The sequence below is a fragment of the Paenibacillus sp. FSL H8-0457 genome, assembly GCF_038051935.1.
In the GTDB taxonomy this organism is placed as follows: Bacteria; Bacillota; Bacilli; order Paenibacillales; family Paenibacillaceae; genus Paenibacillus_AQ; species Paenibacillus_AQ lautus_A.
This window is the reverse complement of record NZ_CP150293.1, coordinates 1,313,786-1,328,112: the sequence shown is the minus strand read 5'-3', so window position 1 is coordinate 1,328,112 and position 14,327 is coordinate 1,313,786. Positions and strand designations below refer to the sequence as shown.

At 53.9% G+C, this 14,327-nt stretch carries 11 protein-coding genes and 1 riboswitch; of the genes, 4 read left to right on the top strand and 7 right to left on the bottom strand.

Features of this window, described 5'->3' with window-relative positions; translation table 11 throughout:
• Positions 1 to 30 precede the first annotated feature (30 nt).
• The 6 genes from MHI43_RS05690 to tenA form a co-directional block, all read right to left on the bottom strand.
• Entirely contained in the window at positions 31 to 2,049 is a 2,019-nt protein-coding gene (locus tag MHI43_RS05690) for a PTS fructose transporter subunit IIABC (RefSeq protein ID WP_036662184.1), read from the bottom strand.
• A 434-nt stretch (positions 2,050 to 2,483) separates the two neighbouring features.
• Positions 2,484 to 4,436: a BglG family transcription antiterminator gene (locus MHI43_RS05685; RefSeq protein WP_036662181.1), complete on the bottom strand. Its 1,953-nt coding sequence runs from the start codon at positions 4,434 to 4,436 to the stop codon at positions 2,484 to 2,486.
• A gap of 248 nt (positions 4,437 to 4,684) precedes the next feature.
• Complete coding sequence (gene thiE, locus MHI43_RS05680) at positions 4,685 to 5,359, bottom strand: thiamine phosphate synthase (RefSeq protein ID WP_036662178.1); 675 nt, start codon at positions 5,357 to 5,359, stop codon at positions 4,685 to 4,687.
• Positions 5,356 to 6,363, bottom strand: coding sequence for a bifunctional hydroxymethylpyrimidine kinase/phosphomethylpyrimidine kinase (gene thiD / locus MHI43_RS05675; protein WP_036662175.1), 1,008 nt, complete (start codon positions 6,361 to 6,363; stop codon positions 5,356 to 5,358). The genes thiE and thiD overlap by 4 nt, the downstream gene beginning before the upstream one ends.
• Entirely contained in the window at positions 6,360 to 7,202 is an 843-nt protein-coding gene (thiM, locus tag MHI43_RS05670) for a hydroxyethylthiazole kinase (RefSeq protein ID WP_036662172.1), read from the bottom strand. Before thiM ends, thiD begins: the two co-directional genes overlap by 4 nt.
• A 57-nt stretch (positions 7,203 to 7,259) precedes the next feature.
• Positions 7,260 to 7,946 (bottom strand): thiaminase II, encoded by a 687-nt coding sequence (gene tenA, locus MHI43_RS05665; protein WP_036662170.1) that lies wholly within the window; start codon positions 7,944 to 7,946, stop codon positions 7,260 to 7,262.
• Between the two features lie 141 nt (positions 7,947 to 8,087).
• Positions 8,088 to 8,191, bottom strand: a riboswitch (TPP riboswitch).
• Positions 8,192 to 8,454: 263 nt separating this feature from the next.
• Here tenA and MHI43_RS05660 point away from each other — a divergent pair.
• A complete protein-coding gene (locus MHI43_RS05660) occupies positions 8,455 to 8,955 on the top strand; it encodes a VOC family protein (RefSeq protein ID WP_012819265.1) in 501 nt (166 codons plus the stop codon).
• A 1,069-nt stretch (positions 8,956 to 10,024) separates the two neighbouring features.
• Here MHI43_RS05660 and MHI43_RS05655 read toward each other — a convergent pair.
• A complete protein-coding gene (locus tag MHI43_RS05655; RefSeq protein WP_036662168.1) occupies positions 10,025 to 11,050 on the bottom strand; it encodes an iron-siderophore ABC transporter substrate-binding protein in 1,026 nt (341 codons plus the stop codon).
• Between the two features lie 197 nt (positions 11,051 to 11,247).
• Between MHI43_RS05655 and MHI43_RS05650 the strand changes: the two genes are divergently transcribed.
• The 3 genes from MHI43_RS05650 to MHI43_RS05640 are packed head-to-tail and all read left to right on the top strand — an operon-like array spanning position 11,248 to position 14,169.
• The gene (locus tag MHI43_RS05650) at positions 11,248 to 12,231 is read left to right on the top strand and encodes an iron ABC transporter permease (protein ID WP_036662166.1); all 984 of its coding nucleotides are present in this window, start codon (positions 11,248 to 11,250) and stop codon (positions 12,229 to 12,231) included.
• Positions 12,228 to 13,274, top strand: a complete 1,047-nt coding sequence (locus MHI43_RS05645) for an iron ABC transporter permease (protein ID WP_012819262.1) — start codon at positions 12,228 to 12,230, stop codon at positions 13,272 to 13,274. The genes MHI43_RS05650 and MHI43_RS05645 overlap by 4 nt, the downstream gene beginning before the upstream one ends.
• 22 nt (positions 13,275 to 13,296) lie before the next feature.
• A complete protein-coding gene (locus tag MHI43_RS05640) occupies positions 13,297 to 14,169 on the top strand; it encodes an ABC transporter ATP-binding protein (protein WP_036662163.1) in 873 nt (290 codons plus the stop codon).
• Positions 14,170 to 14,327: the final 158 nt, after the last annotated feature.

The following is a 14,327-nucleotide window of genomic DNA, read 5'->3' as shown; positions in this document are numbered from 1 at the left end:
GGTCTAGGTGAATTCACTCAGCGTCTTGAATTAATGCACCTGATCGAGCAATCGATAGGCCTCTTCCTTGGTTGTCACCGCCAAGAGCGCTTCCCTGAAATCATCGTCCATCAGCTTTCGTGACAACATTTGCAGCACTTTCAAATGCGCATTCTGTTTACTATTACGCGGCACGGCAATCATAAAGATCAGTTTGGCTTCACTCCCGTCCAGACTCTTCCAGTCGACGCCATCCTGCTGGATACCAAAAACCACGCTTGGTTTCAGGACAGCATCCGATTTACCGTGAGGAATCGCAATATTCATGCCGATGCCGGTGGAGCTTTCTTGTTCCCGGGCTAATATGGCCTGTTTAAAATCTCCGTCCGCTCTGATCGCCCCATTCCGTTCCAATACACCGATCATTTCGTCGATGACCGCATCCTGTGTTGTTCCGACCAGATTCAGGTTAATGAGATCCGGTGTCACAATATCCGTCAATTTCTCAACGCGGATAGCAGAAACTTCCGTTGCTGTAGCACTATTGATCACGGTTGAATCCACTTCAGCTGAGTCCGCAGCTATGGGTGCAGCCGCGTCTACTGTCGACGATTCACCTGCTCCGGCAGGATCCTCTATCGCTTCTGCTCCTTCTCCAACAACTGCCGGAGTCACAGCTGCAACATCTTTCTTGAGCAGGCTCACCATGATAACCGATACGGCTGCACCGACCATGACCGCTATGAAGAACATCAACACATGATCCACGGCACCGAGCACGGCTACAATCGGACCGCCATGGGCTACGCTGTCACCGACACTGCCCAGCATGGCAATCACCGAACCCGTCATGGAACCGACCATAATACTCGGAATGACGCGTAGAGGATCTTGCGCCGCGAATGGAATCGCTCCTTCGGTAATACCGAACAATCCCATCGTAAATGTTGCTTTTCCAGCTTCACGTTCCGCAGGCGTAAACTTCCTTTTGTTCATCATGGCCGCCAGTCCCATGGCAATCGGAGGAACACAGATGGCAACGGCAATTTGGCCCATAATTTCATAGTTTCCTTCACCGATCATGGCCGAGCCGAACAGGAACGCAACCTTATTCACGGGACCACCCATGTCAAAAGAAATCATCGCGCCCAGAATAAGCGCGAGCAGAATCGAACTAGTACCCTGCATTCCCGCAAGCCAGACGGTTAACGCTTCAAACAGATCCGCAACCGGAGCGCCAATCACAAAGACGAAGATTAACCCTACAACTAGCGAAGCCAGTACCGGGATAACGATAATGGGCATAATCGGCTGCAGCGACCGAGGAACCTTGATCCTTTTAATAGCAAGTGCGACATAACCCGCCAGGAAACCGGCAATAATCCCCCCGATGAATCCAGCTCCTGCTTCACTTCCATAAAAGCTGCCGTTCGCAGCAATGAACCCGCCGACCATACCTGGTGCAAGACCCGGCCTGTCCGCAATACTCATGGCGATAAATCCGGCAAGGATCGGAACCATGAAGGTAAACGCAGCCGCGCCGATACTTTCAATCGTTTTCCAGATCGAATCTTCCGGTATCACCAGGCCACCCGGCGTTTTCACGCCGCCCATCGTCAGGGCGATTGCGATAAGCAGCCCACCGATCACGATAAACGGCACCATATAGGATACACCGTTCATCAAGTGACGATAGATCGGATTTTGTTTGGGTTTATTCTCTCCTGTCATAGCTTCAGCCGACTTGGACTGTGCCTGATAGACGGGTACATCCCCTTTCATCATCCGTTGGATCAGCTCTTCTGGACGACGGATACCATCCTGCACCCCAACGACAAGCAGTTTTTTACCTACAAACCGGTCCTTCACCACCGTCTTATCCGCTGCGATAATAATGCCATCGGCTTCGCGGATATCCTGCTCCGTGAATTGATTCTCCACGCCAATGGAGCCTTGGGTCTCCACTTTCATCTCAACGCCAAGCTTCGCGCCTGCCTTCTGCAGATTCTCAGCGGCCATATACGTATGTGCAATTCCGTTAGGACATGAAGTAATCGCTAATATTTTCATGTTCGTCATTCTCCTTCGCTGTCATGTTCCCGCTTACATTTATAGTGTACACGCTGAAAACGCTGTTATCGGATGAACTTTTTACCGGAACTTCCGGAAAAACAGGTTTATTTCGCAAACAAACAAATATCCCCACAAAGTGGAGCCTGTCATGCTTGTTCGAAATACATACTTTGCGGGGACCCCAAAAAAATGTAAAAAGCAGGACGTATACCGTCCTGCTTCACCATCACAGTTTCAAATAGTGCGTGTTCAAAAAGGTCGATTTTCAGCACCGAGAAGGTTGGATGAAGCTAGGGACGTCAGGAGCGGAGCGTACGTTTTGGGTACGTGAGCACCGGAAGGCCCGGCTGATTCAAGATTCGATGCCGAGCTGCTTCCTGATTCGCTTCGTGATCAAAAGCGGACTTTTTGAACAACCTCTACTACTAATTTTACCCTTTTAACGTATTCAGCAATCGCATCGCGTCCGTCTCCTTAGACAACGCACTGACCAATGCCGGCTGCTCACTGATCCGTGACAATTCCCTGAACAGCTGCCGCATCTCTTTCCGCTCATCATGCTTGATAGCAAGTAAGAACACAAGCTCTACCATCTCGGTTCCCCAGGTTATCGGCTGCTTCAAAGTAACAACAACGATGCAGGACTGTTTAACCCGCTCCGAGCTGCCATGAGGGATGGCAATGCCTCCTCCAATCGTCGTAGCAGACATATTCTCACGATCCAGCACACTTTCCGTATATCCTGCCTGGACATATCCTTTGTCCACCAGCATCTGCGCAAACTTGGAGATCAACTGTTCTGGACGCTCGATCTCCTGCTGAGGAAAGATGAGAAAAGGTGTCGTATATTTCAAAAAGACCGATTCCTCAGCCGCCCTGCTGTCCGGCTCATCAAGCCCTCGGATCGCTTGCTCCAGTTTCCGCTCGTCACTGGCCTCGAGCAGAGGGGAAACGAGGATATGAGGTGTTTTTAACTCCGGCAAATCAACGGTCGTAATGACAAGGTCCACCTCATGAGCTGCCAGATAATCCTCAACTTCCGCTTTGGACATCGTTGTCTCTACATGCACGGACGGGAATCTCCGTTCCACCTTCGCGAGAAGCAATTGGGACATCCCAACGCCCATATGACACACGATTATGACCTTCTGAGGGTGGCTTTCGTTCTGGTGAAGCCGTTCTACAGACGCCTGAAAATGCAAAGTCAAATACGCGGCCTCCTCTTCGGGAAAGTTCAGTTGGAGCGCTCCCCCCACCTCTTCCAGTGCCATGATGACGCGATCGAACATATAGGGATACATCTTTTTGATCTCGGCCAGCATCGGATTGGACACAGCCAGACCATAAAGAAGACGGTTCATGGTCGTGTACAAATGCACTTTCAACCCGTTCAATAAAACCGGGTCCTTGGAAAAAGGGATCATATTCAGCTCCGACATCCGCCGAATCAGTTGCTCAACCAACTGTGGCAGCAGAGGGTGGCTGTCTGCCAGATCGCCCCGCCGGGCACTTCCATCCTCCTGCGTGTATCGGAACTTCCCGCCAAGCAGGTGCAGGGTTAGATAAGCGGTTTCTTCCTTGGAAAAAGGGACGGCGAACAGTTTTTGCAGTTGCTTCAAAAAGTCTATCGCCCATGCAAATTCCGCTTTGTTCTCCAAAAAGGCTATGTCCTGCGCAGAGAGCGAAATCGGCTGTCCCAGCTTGGTCCGTTTGACCATAAGCAGTATATGCAGCATCAGGCTTTCAAAGGCTTCATCGGTGAAGCGAAGCTGATGCCGCTTTTGCAACGCCTTCAACTCATGGTATACGGTTGCGATCTCGTGCGGTTCATACTGGTTACGCATCATCTGTCCCGTCAATTCCGGACGGTTGATCAATTGGTTCAACCGCGCCAGCGCCATCCGTTTGTTCTTCTCCGAGCCCTCAATCATGAAGCCTACTCGCTGCTTCGTCATTAAGCTCAGATCAAAGCTCCGCAGCCAGCCCTCAATCTTTTCCATATCCCGACGGATAATCGCCTTGTTCACGTAAAACGGTGAAGCCAGGTTCTGCAGGGTTACGGGCTTCGCGTTCATCAAGAGCCGATATGCCAGGTGCAGCACCCGTTCCTCATCGGATTCATCCTCGGCGGTACTCTCGTTGGAATACAAGCGGTGGAATAAATCAGCCAGATCCGCTTCCCCGATCTCCAGATAGACGCCAAGTCCCGGCCTTTTCACCAGATGGCCGCTGGAGTGCTTAGCTATATATTCTTCAATCACCTTCAGATCGTTTCGGATCGTCTTCTCCGAGCACTCGGTCTGATCCGCCAGATCCTGAACGAGCCACAGCCGGTTCGGTTCCATTAACAAATTGCGAAAAATCTCTTTTTGCCTATTATTCATTCCGATCCCCTATTCAACTTAATGGGAGTGCTCACTCATCGTAGAGCGGGTACATTGTCCTACGTATATCATATCCGGGTCTCTATGGCAAACTGATCTGGGAGGTTACACGAGTGGATCAAAAGAAATGGCATGTTGACGGAAAAGCTCAGCATATACAGTATTCTAAAATCTGACGTAAACAAAACAAGGGTGCCGAAGAAGTCGGCACCCTTGTTTCATGATCCGATTATAATCCCTCTTACATCTTAAGAAATTCTTTCGGTCGTACATCGTATCTTACCTATAAAAGCCTCCACAACTTCCCGCGCCGACTCCGCTTCCGTCACGGCGGATATCACCGCGACGCCATCCGCACCCGCTCCAATCACTTCCTCCACGCGCTCCACGGTAATCCCGCCAATCCCAACGATCGGCAGGTGGATTCCAGCTTCGCGAAGCTCATGGAAAATTGCTGGGCCTTGCGCAGTTTTGGCATCATCCTTCGAGTGGGTCGGATAGATCGGCCCGATGCCAAGATAGTCGGCGCCGTGGAGAATCGCGCGCCTCGCTTCCTCCACCGTGTGGGCGGAAACGCCGAGAATCCGGTTGCCGATCCGCTCGCGGACGGAAGCCGCGGATTCGTCGTCCTGGCCGACGTGCACGCCGTCGGCGTTCAGCTTCAGTGCCAGCTCCACATCGTCATTGACGATGAAGGGCACGCCCGCTTGGCGGCACTGATCCTGAATCCGGCGAGCCAGCCGAATCATCGCCTCCCCGGCGAGTGCTCCTTGCCCCTTCTCACGAAACTGGAACATGGTTGCGCCTCCAGCCAGTGCTTCCTGCACGACCAAGCTTGGCTCGACGCTGCAGTTCACGCTGCCAAGCACGAGGTACATCCGCAGATGCCGTCTCATGATCTCGGGTGCCACTCTGCCCGTCATCGCAGCACCGCCTGACGGCGGCGATTGTATGCCCAATGATTGGTCGGGCCCTGTCCCTGCCCCAGGTTTAAGCCGTCCTCAATGGCCGCTTGAATGAATAAGCGCCCGCTCTGAATCGCATCGAATGCACTCAAGCCTTGGGCCAGACCTGCCGTAATGGCCGCAGAGAAAGTACAGCCGGTCCCATGTGTATGAACGGTATCAATTCGTTTGCCATATAATTCTGTGAAGGCCGTACCATCATAAACGATGTCGATGACCGGAGGACTTTCCGGATTACCGTCATCGTTGGAAAAGAGCGGACGCCCCCCCCTATACTCCCCAGCAGGCATGGCAGTTCTCGTTTGACCGTGCGTCCTTTCGAACTGAGGCATCTCTTCCTGCTGCATACCCGCCGCTATAGCTGTTCCCCTGTCTCTTTTGTGATCCGCATCTTCACCGCTGCCTAGCATTCCCTCGTCATGACCGCCTTTGATCACTACGATCCTGGGCCCCAGACCATGAATACGTCTCGCCGCTTCTTTGCGATCGTTCATCGTGCGGATTCGCATCCCCGCCAATGCTTCGGCCTCCGGTATATTGGGGGTGACAATCAACGCCAGCGGCAGCAAATCTTCTCTTAAAGCCTGCACCGCTTCGCTTTGCAGCAGCTCCGCTCCGCCCTTGGCGATCATCACGGGATCGACAACGACCTTCCCCCAGCCGAATGCCCGAATCCGGTCAGCAACCAGCCGAATGATCTCGGCATTGAACAGCATGCCCGTCTTCAATGCATCTACCCCGAGGTCTGAGCCAACCGCTTCAATCTGCTCCGCAGTTGCTTCGGGCGGCAGCGGATATACGCCGTGAACCCCCAAGGTATTCTGCACCGTGATCGCGGTAATCGCCGACATGCCGTACACGCCGAGTTCCTGGAAGGTTTTCAGATCGGCCTGAATGCCGGCGCCGCCACCGCTGTCAGACCCGGCAATCGTCAGGGCACGGGGTATGCTAGCCTCGCTCATCGCGTGCCTCCAGCCGCCGCCGCTCCCGCTTCCAACACAGCGGCATACCCTTCCAGCGATCCTGGATGAAGCTTCGCCAGCTCGTCCAGGAAGGTTATCTGGAAGCTTCCCGGTCCCAGATCTGCCGTTCGCTCCGCAGCTTTCGCCGCCGCGGCCCCATAGAAGGCCAGACCCGCCGTACCTGCAAGCAGCAGGTTCGCTTCCACCGCGGCAAAGGCTCCCAGCACCGAGGTCAGCAGGCAGCCTGCGCCAGTCACCTTCGTAAGCAGCGCATCCCCTCCGGTAATGATGCGCACTTCCGTTCCATCGGTAATCACGTCCTCTTCACCGGTAATGGCCACGATCGTGCCTAACTCGCGCGCAGCCCGCACGGCCAGCTCGGCATGATTGCCGCCTGCGCTATTGCCTGCGTCTACGCCCTTGATCTCGCGGACCTCCCCGATAAGGTAAGCGACTTCAGCCGCATTTCCGCGCACGAGCGAAACCTTCACCTCGCTTAGGATCCGCAGCGCCGACTCCGTCCGCAAACGGGTCGCTCCCGCGCCGACCGGGTCCAGCAGCACCGGCACGCCATGGGCATTCGCCGATTGTCCCGCGATCATCATCGCATCCACCAGCTCGCGGTTCAGCGTGCCGATGTTCAATACGAGCGCGCCCGCGATGGCGGCCATATCCGCCACTTCCTCCGGCGCGTAAGCCATCACCGGCGACGCGCCCAGCGCGTACAAGCCGTTAGCCGTAAAATTCGTAACCACCACGTTCGTCATATTGTGAACGAGGGGGCTCGTCTGCTGTACCTTCGTTAAAAGCGCCGAAACCTCTTTTTCCCATGAACGCATTTTATATCAGCCTCTCTTCGCTATAATGGAATTCCATGTGCTTGTGAACATCGCTCTTTACAGCACGGCAGCCTCCAGCTGCACCGGCCACTCCTCCTGCTTATAAGCCATGTCCCAGAACAGATACTCCAGCTGGCTGCTCAGCATAAAATGCTCCCTCATCCGTTCCCGCTCGGCTGCCGTCGTACCCTCCGCCCATGCATCGACACGGTCGCAGAACTTGGCTGTTGCGTCTTCCCCCCGGTTTCCGTAAAAAGAAATCCAGTCGTAAAACGGATGGGAGGCATCCGGCTTCACCTCATTCAACAGCTTGCGGCCAATCTCCAGGTACGTCCATGGGCACGGCAGCAGCACGGCCATAATCTCGCCCAAACTACCCTCATGCGCCACCGTCAGCATATGACGGATGTAATGATGCGCGGACGGAGCCAGCGGATATCCCTGCAGCTCTTCATAGGTCACCCCGGCGGCTGCGCAAAAATTCTGATGCGGGTGCACCTCGCTGTGCAGGATGAATGAAATCTGTTCGTTAAAGGCCGCGATCTCTTCCCGGCTGGTCGATTTGGATATGGCTATTCCGTAAATCCGCATGTAGGCATTCAAATACTCAAAATCCTGCTTCACATAGTGAATCAGCTGCTCCCGCTCCAGATTCCCCTCGGCAATGCCTTTTACGAAGGGATGATCGAAGATTGCTTGAAAAATGCCTCCCGCCTGCTGACGGAGCGCTTGCGTGAAACTCATGTTTGTCCCCACCTCCAACATATTGAAGAGCAGGAAGTCCGTAAGACACGACTTTTCAGACAACGCTAAAAAGCCGCCCCGAAAACTGGAGCGGCTTCGTCAACAAGCCCGGGTGCGCCAAAAAAACGCACCGAGACCTCATATTCGAAGGCTCCACTTTCCTACGCTAGTACGAACTAGATCAGGTTCAAAGGGTCCAAGATACGCTCTTGTCTCAGCCGCCAACGGCTCCCCTAGTGGACTTCCTATTCTTTTGTCTAATACTGTACATAGGTTTGGGGGTGGTGTCAAACGTTAACAGTTTGTGGACGGAACCTCAAGCTCGAACCTTCCTCCGACCGCGTGATTGTGACGATGTACGGTGGCGGCTGTCTTTTCGCAAGATAAAAACGCAGGCTACCCCAAACTCATACCGGAAACACTGACGCTCGGCTGTCATATATGCCCCCGCATAATGAGTGCATAAGCGCAATTCAAATAAATGAAGTTTAAAGGAGCGAGCGTATTTATGACGAACCAACCGAAAGCGGTTAAACCCATTCCGGATGGCTACACCTCCGTGACGCCGTGGATCATCTCAAGAAACTCCGCAGCGCTGATCGATTTCCTCAAACAAGCATTCCGAGCCGAAGAGCTTGCCCGCGTCTATGTTGGCGATGGTGTCATCGGCCATGCCGAGGTCCGAATCGGAGATGCCGTCGTCATGATGTTTGATGCAAAGCCGGAATGGCCGGATAGCCCGGCATACCTCCGTTTGTATGTTGAGGATTGCGATGACGTGTATCGGCAAGCGCTGGCCGCAGGAGCGGTCTCGGTGACGGAGCCAACGACCTTGTTCTTCGGCGATCGGGTGGGACGGGTACGGGACCCGTTCGGCAACTTATGGTGGGTACAGACACGAATGGAGGACCTCACTCCGGTGGAAATGGAACAGCGTGCCCAAGACCCGGAATACATCCAAGCGATGACCTATGTTGCAGGGGCGGAGATCGTGGTGAAGATGTCGTAAAAAGTTACCGTGAAGCGAGCGTTATCACAGGGAGGACATGGGTGGATTCGGTGTCCCAAGGGTATGCATGGATGGCTGCCGACCAAAACAACTTAGAACAGCATAACTTAAAGCAGCTATGGATTAGAGGTAGAAACCTGGGGGACACAAAGTAGTATATAGTAGGTGCTATTACTGGTCTTGGTGCTACTACTGGTCTTGTGCGACTACTGGTCTTGGGGCGACCGCTCGAGGACAAACGGACTGAGGATACGTTATTTAGCTGAATAGGCGTAATTTTTGATGGCTAACGGACACCAGATACGTAATTTGTAGAGTATGATGGCAAATAGGCTCCTTATTGAGGTAATAGGGGATCGGTATCCTGTGTCCGTCCGTTAGATCCAAGAATCGAGGGTTAATTAGGGAAATAAGGGATCTGGTGTCCGTTAACGAGTACCTTGGTGACTGGCTGGTCGGTGCTATTACTGGTCTTGTGCGACTACGGTATTGATGCTACTACTGGTCTTGGTGCTATTACTGGTCTTGTGCACTACACTACTGGTCTTGTGCGACTACTGGTCTTGGGGCGACCGCTCAAGGACAAGCGGACTGAGGATACGTTATTTAGCTGAATAGGCGTAATTTTTGATGGCTAACGGACACCAGATACGTTAATCATAGAATCTGATCGCAAATAGGCTCCTTATTGAGGTAATAGGGGATCCTGTGTCCGTTAGATCTGAGAATCGGGGATTAATCAGGGAAATAAGGGATCTGGTGTCCGTTAACAGGTCATGGTTAGCGGCATGATGCCCGGAGTTGGTTAAGCTGTACTGGCGAGCAATGTGACATGCAGCTGCATACCGGCGGTACTTCGATGTTGCGGTACTGGCGACGTTGCGATGCCGGCGACGTGCGATGTTACCGACGCGCGATGTTACCGACGCGCGATGTTACCGACGCGCGATGCTAAAAAAGGAGGCACCCTCGCAAGATCTCAGATCTTGAGGGATGCCTCCTTTTTTAACTTGTTCCTAGCATCTTCCGCTATATGATGATACTAGCCTTCAGCATCCGTCTTCATTCCTTACTGAATGCCGTAAAACTCCTGCAGCTGGTCGATCATCAGGTTGGCCGCCAGGATGCCACCCGCCGTATTCCAGATCGCGTCATCCACTTTGTGGGCTTGACCGTTCTTCACAACGTTCAGGTTCTTCCACAGCGGATCGTTGATCCATTCCTGCTCGGTCTGGTTGGCGCCGCCGTCCCCTGTCTCATAAGTGAAGTAGAACAGTCTGTCGGCTTCCACCTCAGGCAGACGTTCCTTCGTGATCTCGTCCACGAAATCGTCCTTGGCGTTCTTGGTCATGTCGTTGCGGGCGATGCCGATTTTATCGAAAATAACGCCCGAGAACGTATTGGTGTGGTACACCCGGGTCTTGCCTGCCATGAAACGAACAACGGAGACGGTTTCGTCAAGCTTGCTGCCGGCCTTCTCTTTAAACTCCTGGATCCGCTTGTCGTAGGCAGCCAAAAGTTCTTCGCCTTCCGACACTTTGTTCAGCGCCTTGGCATACAATTCAAAATTGTTCTGCCACTCGCCGCGAAGATCCTCGGCAAAAACAGTCGGCGCGATCGCCTTCAATTGCTCGTATACTTTCTCCTGACGCATCTTGTTGCCGATGATTAGGTCAGGCTGCAGACCGGCGATCAGCTCGATGTTCGGCTGGCTCTCTTCCCCGACAACGGTAACGCCTTCCATCTGGTCTTTAATATGCGGATACCATGGATCGCCCGTCCAGGATCTAACGGCACCTACTGGCTTCACGCCCAAGGCCAGAAGCGCCTCGGTTCCTTCGTTCGTGAGGACGACGACCTTTTGAGGCGTTCCTTTGATCGTTTCCGTCCCCATGGCATGCGTAACTTCATACGATTCGCCGCCGGCAGCAGCGCCGCTGTTGCCCTCTGCTGTATTCGTCGTGTCGCCGCCCGCGTTGCTTGTCCCTTCTTGCGCCGGGCTTGCTCCGCACCCCGCAAGAATCACGATCATGATCAGAGCCAGCAAGCTAAACTTGAGGCCTCTTGCCCGTTTCTTTGCCATTCCTGTTCCCATTCCTATCTAAATCCCCCTTGTGTCATATCGCTCTATTTGAAAACCATTATCAATCACTGATTCAAAACTATAAAGGGTTTCGTGAAAAATATCAATATATTTGTGAGAATGATTATCAAGCTCATTGACAGATAACGTCCCTTCACCTAAAATTCATATGAACTTAATTATTCATGGACTTAAGAAAGTGAGCATATATGCGCGTATTCGGACTATTGATATCGCTATTGGCGCTGGCCGCTGCCGTCATGGGCAGCATCGCATTCGGAGTAACGAACATCCCTCTTCATCAGGTATGGGAATCGTTCACTCACTTTAACGGAAGCAACGAACATCTGATCATTCTCACGGCAAGGCTTCCTCGAGCGCTCATTGCCGTCGCCGTGGGGGCATGCCTTGCGGTTGCGGGTGCGCTCATGCAGGTCATCACGCGCAATCCGATTGCATCGCCGAGCACGCTGGGCGTGAACTCCGGCGCGGCTTTCTTCATTATTCTGGCATCGGGCTGGCTGGGCATTGGCGGACTCCAGTCCCTTACCTGGGTCGCGTTAATCGGAGCTGCCGTCAGCGGCGGTATCGTATTCTTCCTCGGCAGCATCGGCAGGGACGGCATGACGCCGGTCAAAATCACCTTGGCAGGAGCTTCCATGGCCGCTTTCTTCCACTCCCTGACCCAAGGATTAATGCTCTCCGACGGCAAAATGTTTGATCAGGTGCTGGTATGGCTGGTCGGTTCGGTAGCCGGACGCGATTTGAACCAGCTAACCGCCGTATGGCCGTACATGGCCGTTGGCATGCTGGCTGCGCTGCTGCTGGGACGGCATCTGAACGCCCTCTCCATGGGAGACGACATCGCTCAGAGCCTCGGGCAAAAAACCGCACTCATCAAACTGTTAGCTGCTGCAGCCGTCATCCTGCTGGCTGGCGGCTCCGTAGCGGCGGCGGGACCCATCGCATTCGTAGGGATCATCATCCCTCATATCGTTCGGTATTTAATAGGAAATGATTATCGGTGGATACTACCTTACAGTGCGGTGTTTGGCGCACTCCTGCTGGTGACGGCCGATTTCGGCTCCAGATACATTGCCATGCCGAAGGAAGTCCCTGTCGGCGTGATGACTGCAATCATCGGGGTGCCGTTCTTCGTGTACATAGCCAGGAAAGGAAGGCGAGCACAATGAGTAAACACCGCATATTCCGTTCCCGGAACGCCAAAGTCTCGTTTATGCTGGAGCGAAGAACCCTATGGGTGTGTCTGATCCTATCTGTGCTTTGCATTGCCACCATGATTATCAGCACGGGAACCGGCAGCCAGTTTGTTTCGCCGCTGCATGTCGTCAAAGCGTTATTCGGTGACGCTCCCCCGATGGAGCAGGTCATCGTCATGCAGCTAAGGCTGCCCCGTATTATCATTGCTGTGCTGATCGGCGCGGCTCTCGCGGTGGCGGGGGCTATTCTGCAAGGCGTCATCCGCAACCCGCTTGCTTCTCCGGATGTCATCGGCATTACGGAGGGAGCATCGCTGGGGGCGGTTCTCTTCATCTTCATATTTACGGGCGCCGTATCCATCCATTGGATGCCGCTCTTCGCCATTCTCGGCGCTTTTTTTATTACCGGACTGCTGTATGTCCTTGCCTGGAAAAATGGCGTATCGCCGCTGCGCCTCGTCTTGATCGGAATCGGGGTATCGGCCGCGATCAAATCGATCTCCTATATGCTGATCATCTCCGGACCGCTGCAGCTGGCGGACCGTTCGCTTACCTTCATGGCGGGCAGTATTTACGGCATGTCCTGGGATAAGGACGTCATGACCTTGCTTCCTTGGGTCGCCGTTCTTCTTCCGCTAACCTGGCTGCAAGCCAGAAATGTGAATATTCAGGCCCTGGGAGACGACGTGGCCAGCAGCACGGGCGCGCAGGTTCAGAAGCAAAGGCTGATTCTGATCGGACTCAGCGTTGCTCTGGCCGGGGCGGCCATCTCGATCGGCGGCGCCATTGCTTTTATCGGATTAATGGCACCGCATATGGCCCGCAGGCTCGTGGGGCCCAACTTCGGAAGCGTGCTTCCGGTCAGCGCGCTGATCGGTGCGATTCTGCTGCTTGTCGCGGACCTGGTGGCACGGACGGCCTTTCTGCCGCGCGACGTGCCGGCAGGCGTATTCACCGCCGCGATCGGCGCGCCGTTCTTCCTCTACCTGCTGTATCGTAATCGCAATCGATTCTAGAACCGAAAGGAGCTAAAGCGTCATGAATACGCTGGAAGCAAAGGGATTGGGTCTGTCTTACGGGGGAGACTTTATATTCGAAAATCTGGATTTAACCGTGCCTATAGGTAAAATCACCGTGTTTATCGGCAGCAACGGCTGCGGCAAATCCACTTTGCTGCGCTCCATGGCCAGGCTGCTGAAGCCGCAGCGCGGCTCGGTAGTACTAAACGGGGCCGACATCGCAAGCCTGTCCACCAAGGACGTGGCGCGGAAGCTCGCCATTTTGCCTCAAGGACCAACGGCTCCGGAAGGGCTGACGGTCATGCAGCTGGTGAAGCAAGGGCGCTATCCTTACCAGAGCTGGCTGCGCCAATGGTCGCGGGAAGATGAAGAAGCGGTCACAGCAGCTCTGGAATCCACGGGACTGACCGAGCTGGCTGATCGTACAGTTGACTCGCTGTCAGGCGGCCAGCGGCAGCGGGCCTGGATTGCGATGACGCTGGCGCAGGAAACGCCGCTCATTCTGCTGGACGAACCGACCACCTATCTGGATTTAACGCACCAGATCGAAGTGCTGGATCTGCTGTACGACTTAAACGCCAAAGAACAGCGGACCATCGTCATGGTGCTGCATGATATCAATCTGGCCTGCCGTTATGCCGACCATATCGTGGCCATCCGCGACGGGAGCATCAAGGCTGAGGGCAAACCGGGAGATATCATCAATTCCGACTTGATGCAGACCGTATTCCAGCTCCCATGCGAAATTATTCCGGACCCGCTGTACGGGACTCCGATGTGCGTTCCGCGCGGGAAGGGCAAACGCCGACCTTCGGCTGTCCAGCCGAATACGGCAGAACCGAATCAACCAACAACAACTCCGACGCCCGCCCCTGAACTGGCAACGGTCTAGCATATACAAACATACAGCCGGCTTCGTTTTCGCTTTATGCGGGAAAGCCGGCTTTTTTAATTATTTGGACCTTTGAATCTGTTGTATCTGTTGGATCTATGTCGAGAAACAAAAGAGACATATCAAGGCCTACAGAGACACATCAAGACCTACAGAGA

Bases quoted from the DNA above. Each gene is read 5' to 3' on its own strand.
- MHI43_RS05645 (WP_012819262.1), top strand. From the start codon at position 12,228: ATGAGTAAACACCGCATATTCCGTTCCCGGAACGCCAAAGTCTCGTTT.
- thiM (WP_036662172.1), bottom strand. From the start codon at position 7,202: ATGCGTTCATGGGAAAAAGAGGTTTCGGCGCTTTTAACGAAGGTACAG.
- MHI43_RS05655 (WP_036662168.1), bottom strand. From the start codon at position 11,050: ATGGGAACAGGAATGGCAAAGAAACGGGCAAGAGGCCTCAAGTTTAGC.
- tenA (WP_036662170.1), bottom strand. From the start codon at position 7,946: ATGAGTTTCACGCAAGCGCTCCGTCAGCAGGCGGGAGGCATTTTTCAA.
- thiE (WP_036662178.1), bottom strand. From the start codon at position 5,359: ATGACGGGCAGAGTGGCACCCGAGATCATGAGACGGCATCTGCGGATG.
- MHI43_RS05650 (WP_036662166.1), top strand. From the start codon at position 11,248: ATGCGCGTATTCGGACTATTGATATCGCTATTGGCGCTGGCCGCTGCC.
- MHI43_RS05690 (WP_036662184.1), bottom strand. From the start codon at position 2,049: ATGAAAATATTAGCGATTACTTCATGTCCTAACGGAATTGCACATACG.
- MHI43_RS05685 (WP_036662181.1), bottom strand. From the start codon at position 4,436: ATGAATAATAGGCAAAAAGAGATTTTTCGCAATTTGTTAATGGAACCG.
- MHI43_RS05640 (WP_036662163.1), top strand. From the start codon at position 13,297: ATGAATACGCTGGAAGCAAAGGGATTGGGTCTGTCTTACGGGGGAGAC.
- MHI43_RS05660 (WP_012819265.1), top strand. From the start codon at position 8,455: ATGACGAACCAACCGAAAGCGGTTAAACCCATTCCGGATGGCTACACC.
- thiD (WP_036662175.1), bottom strand. From the start codon at position 6,363: ATGAGCGAGGCTAGCATACCCCGTGCCCTGACGATTGCCGGGTCTGAC.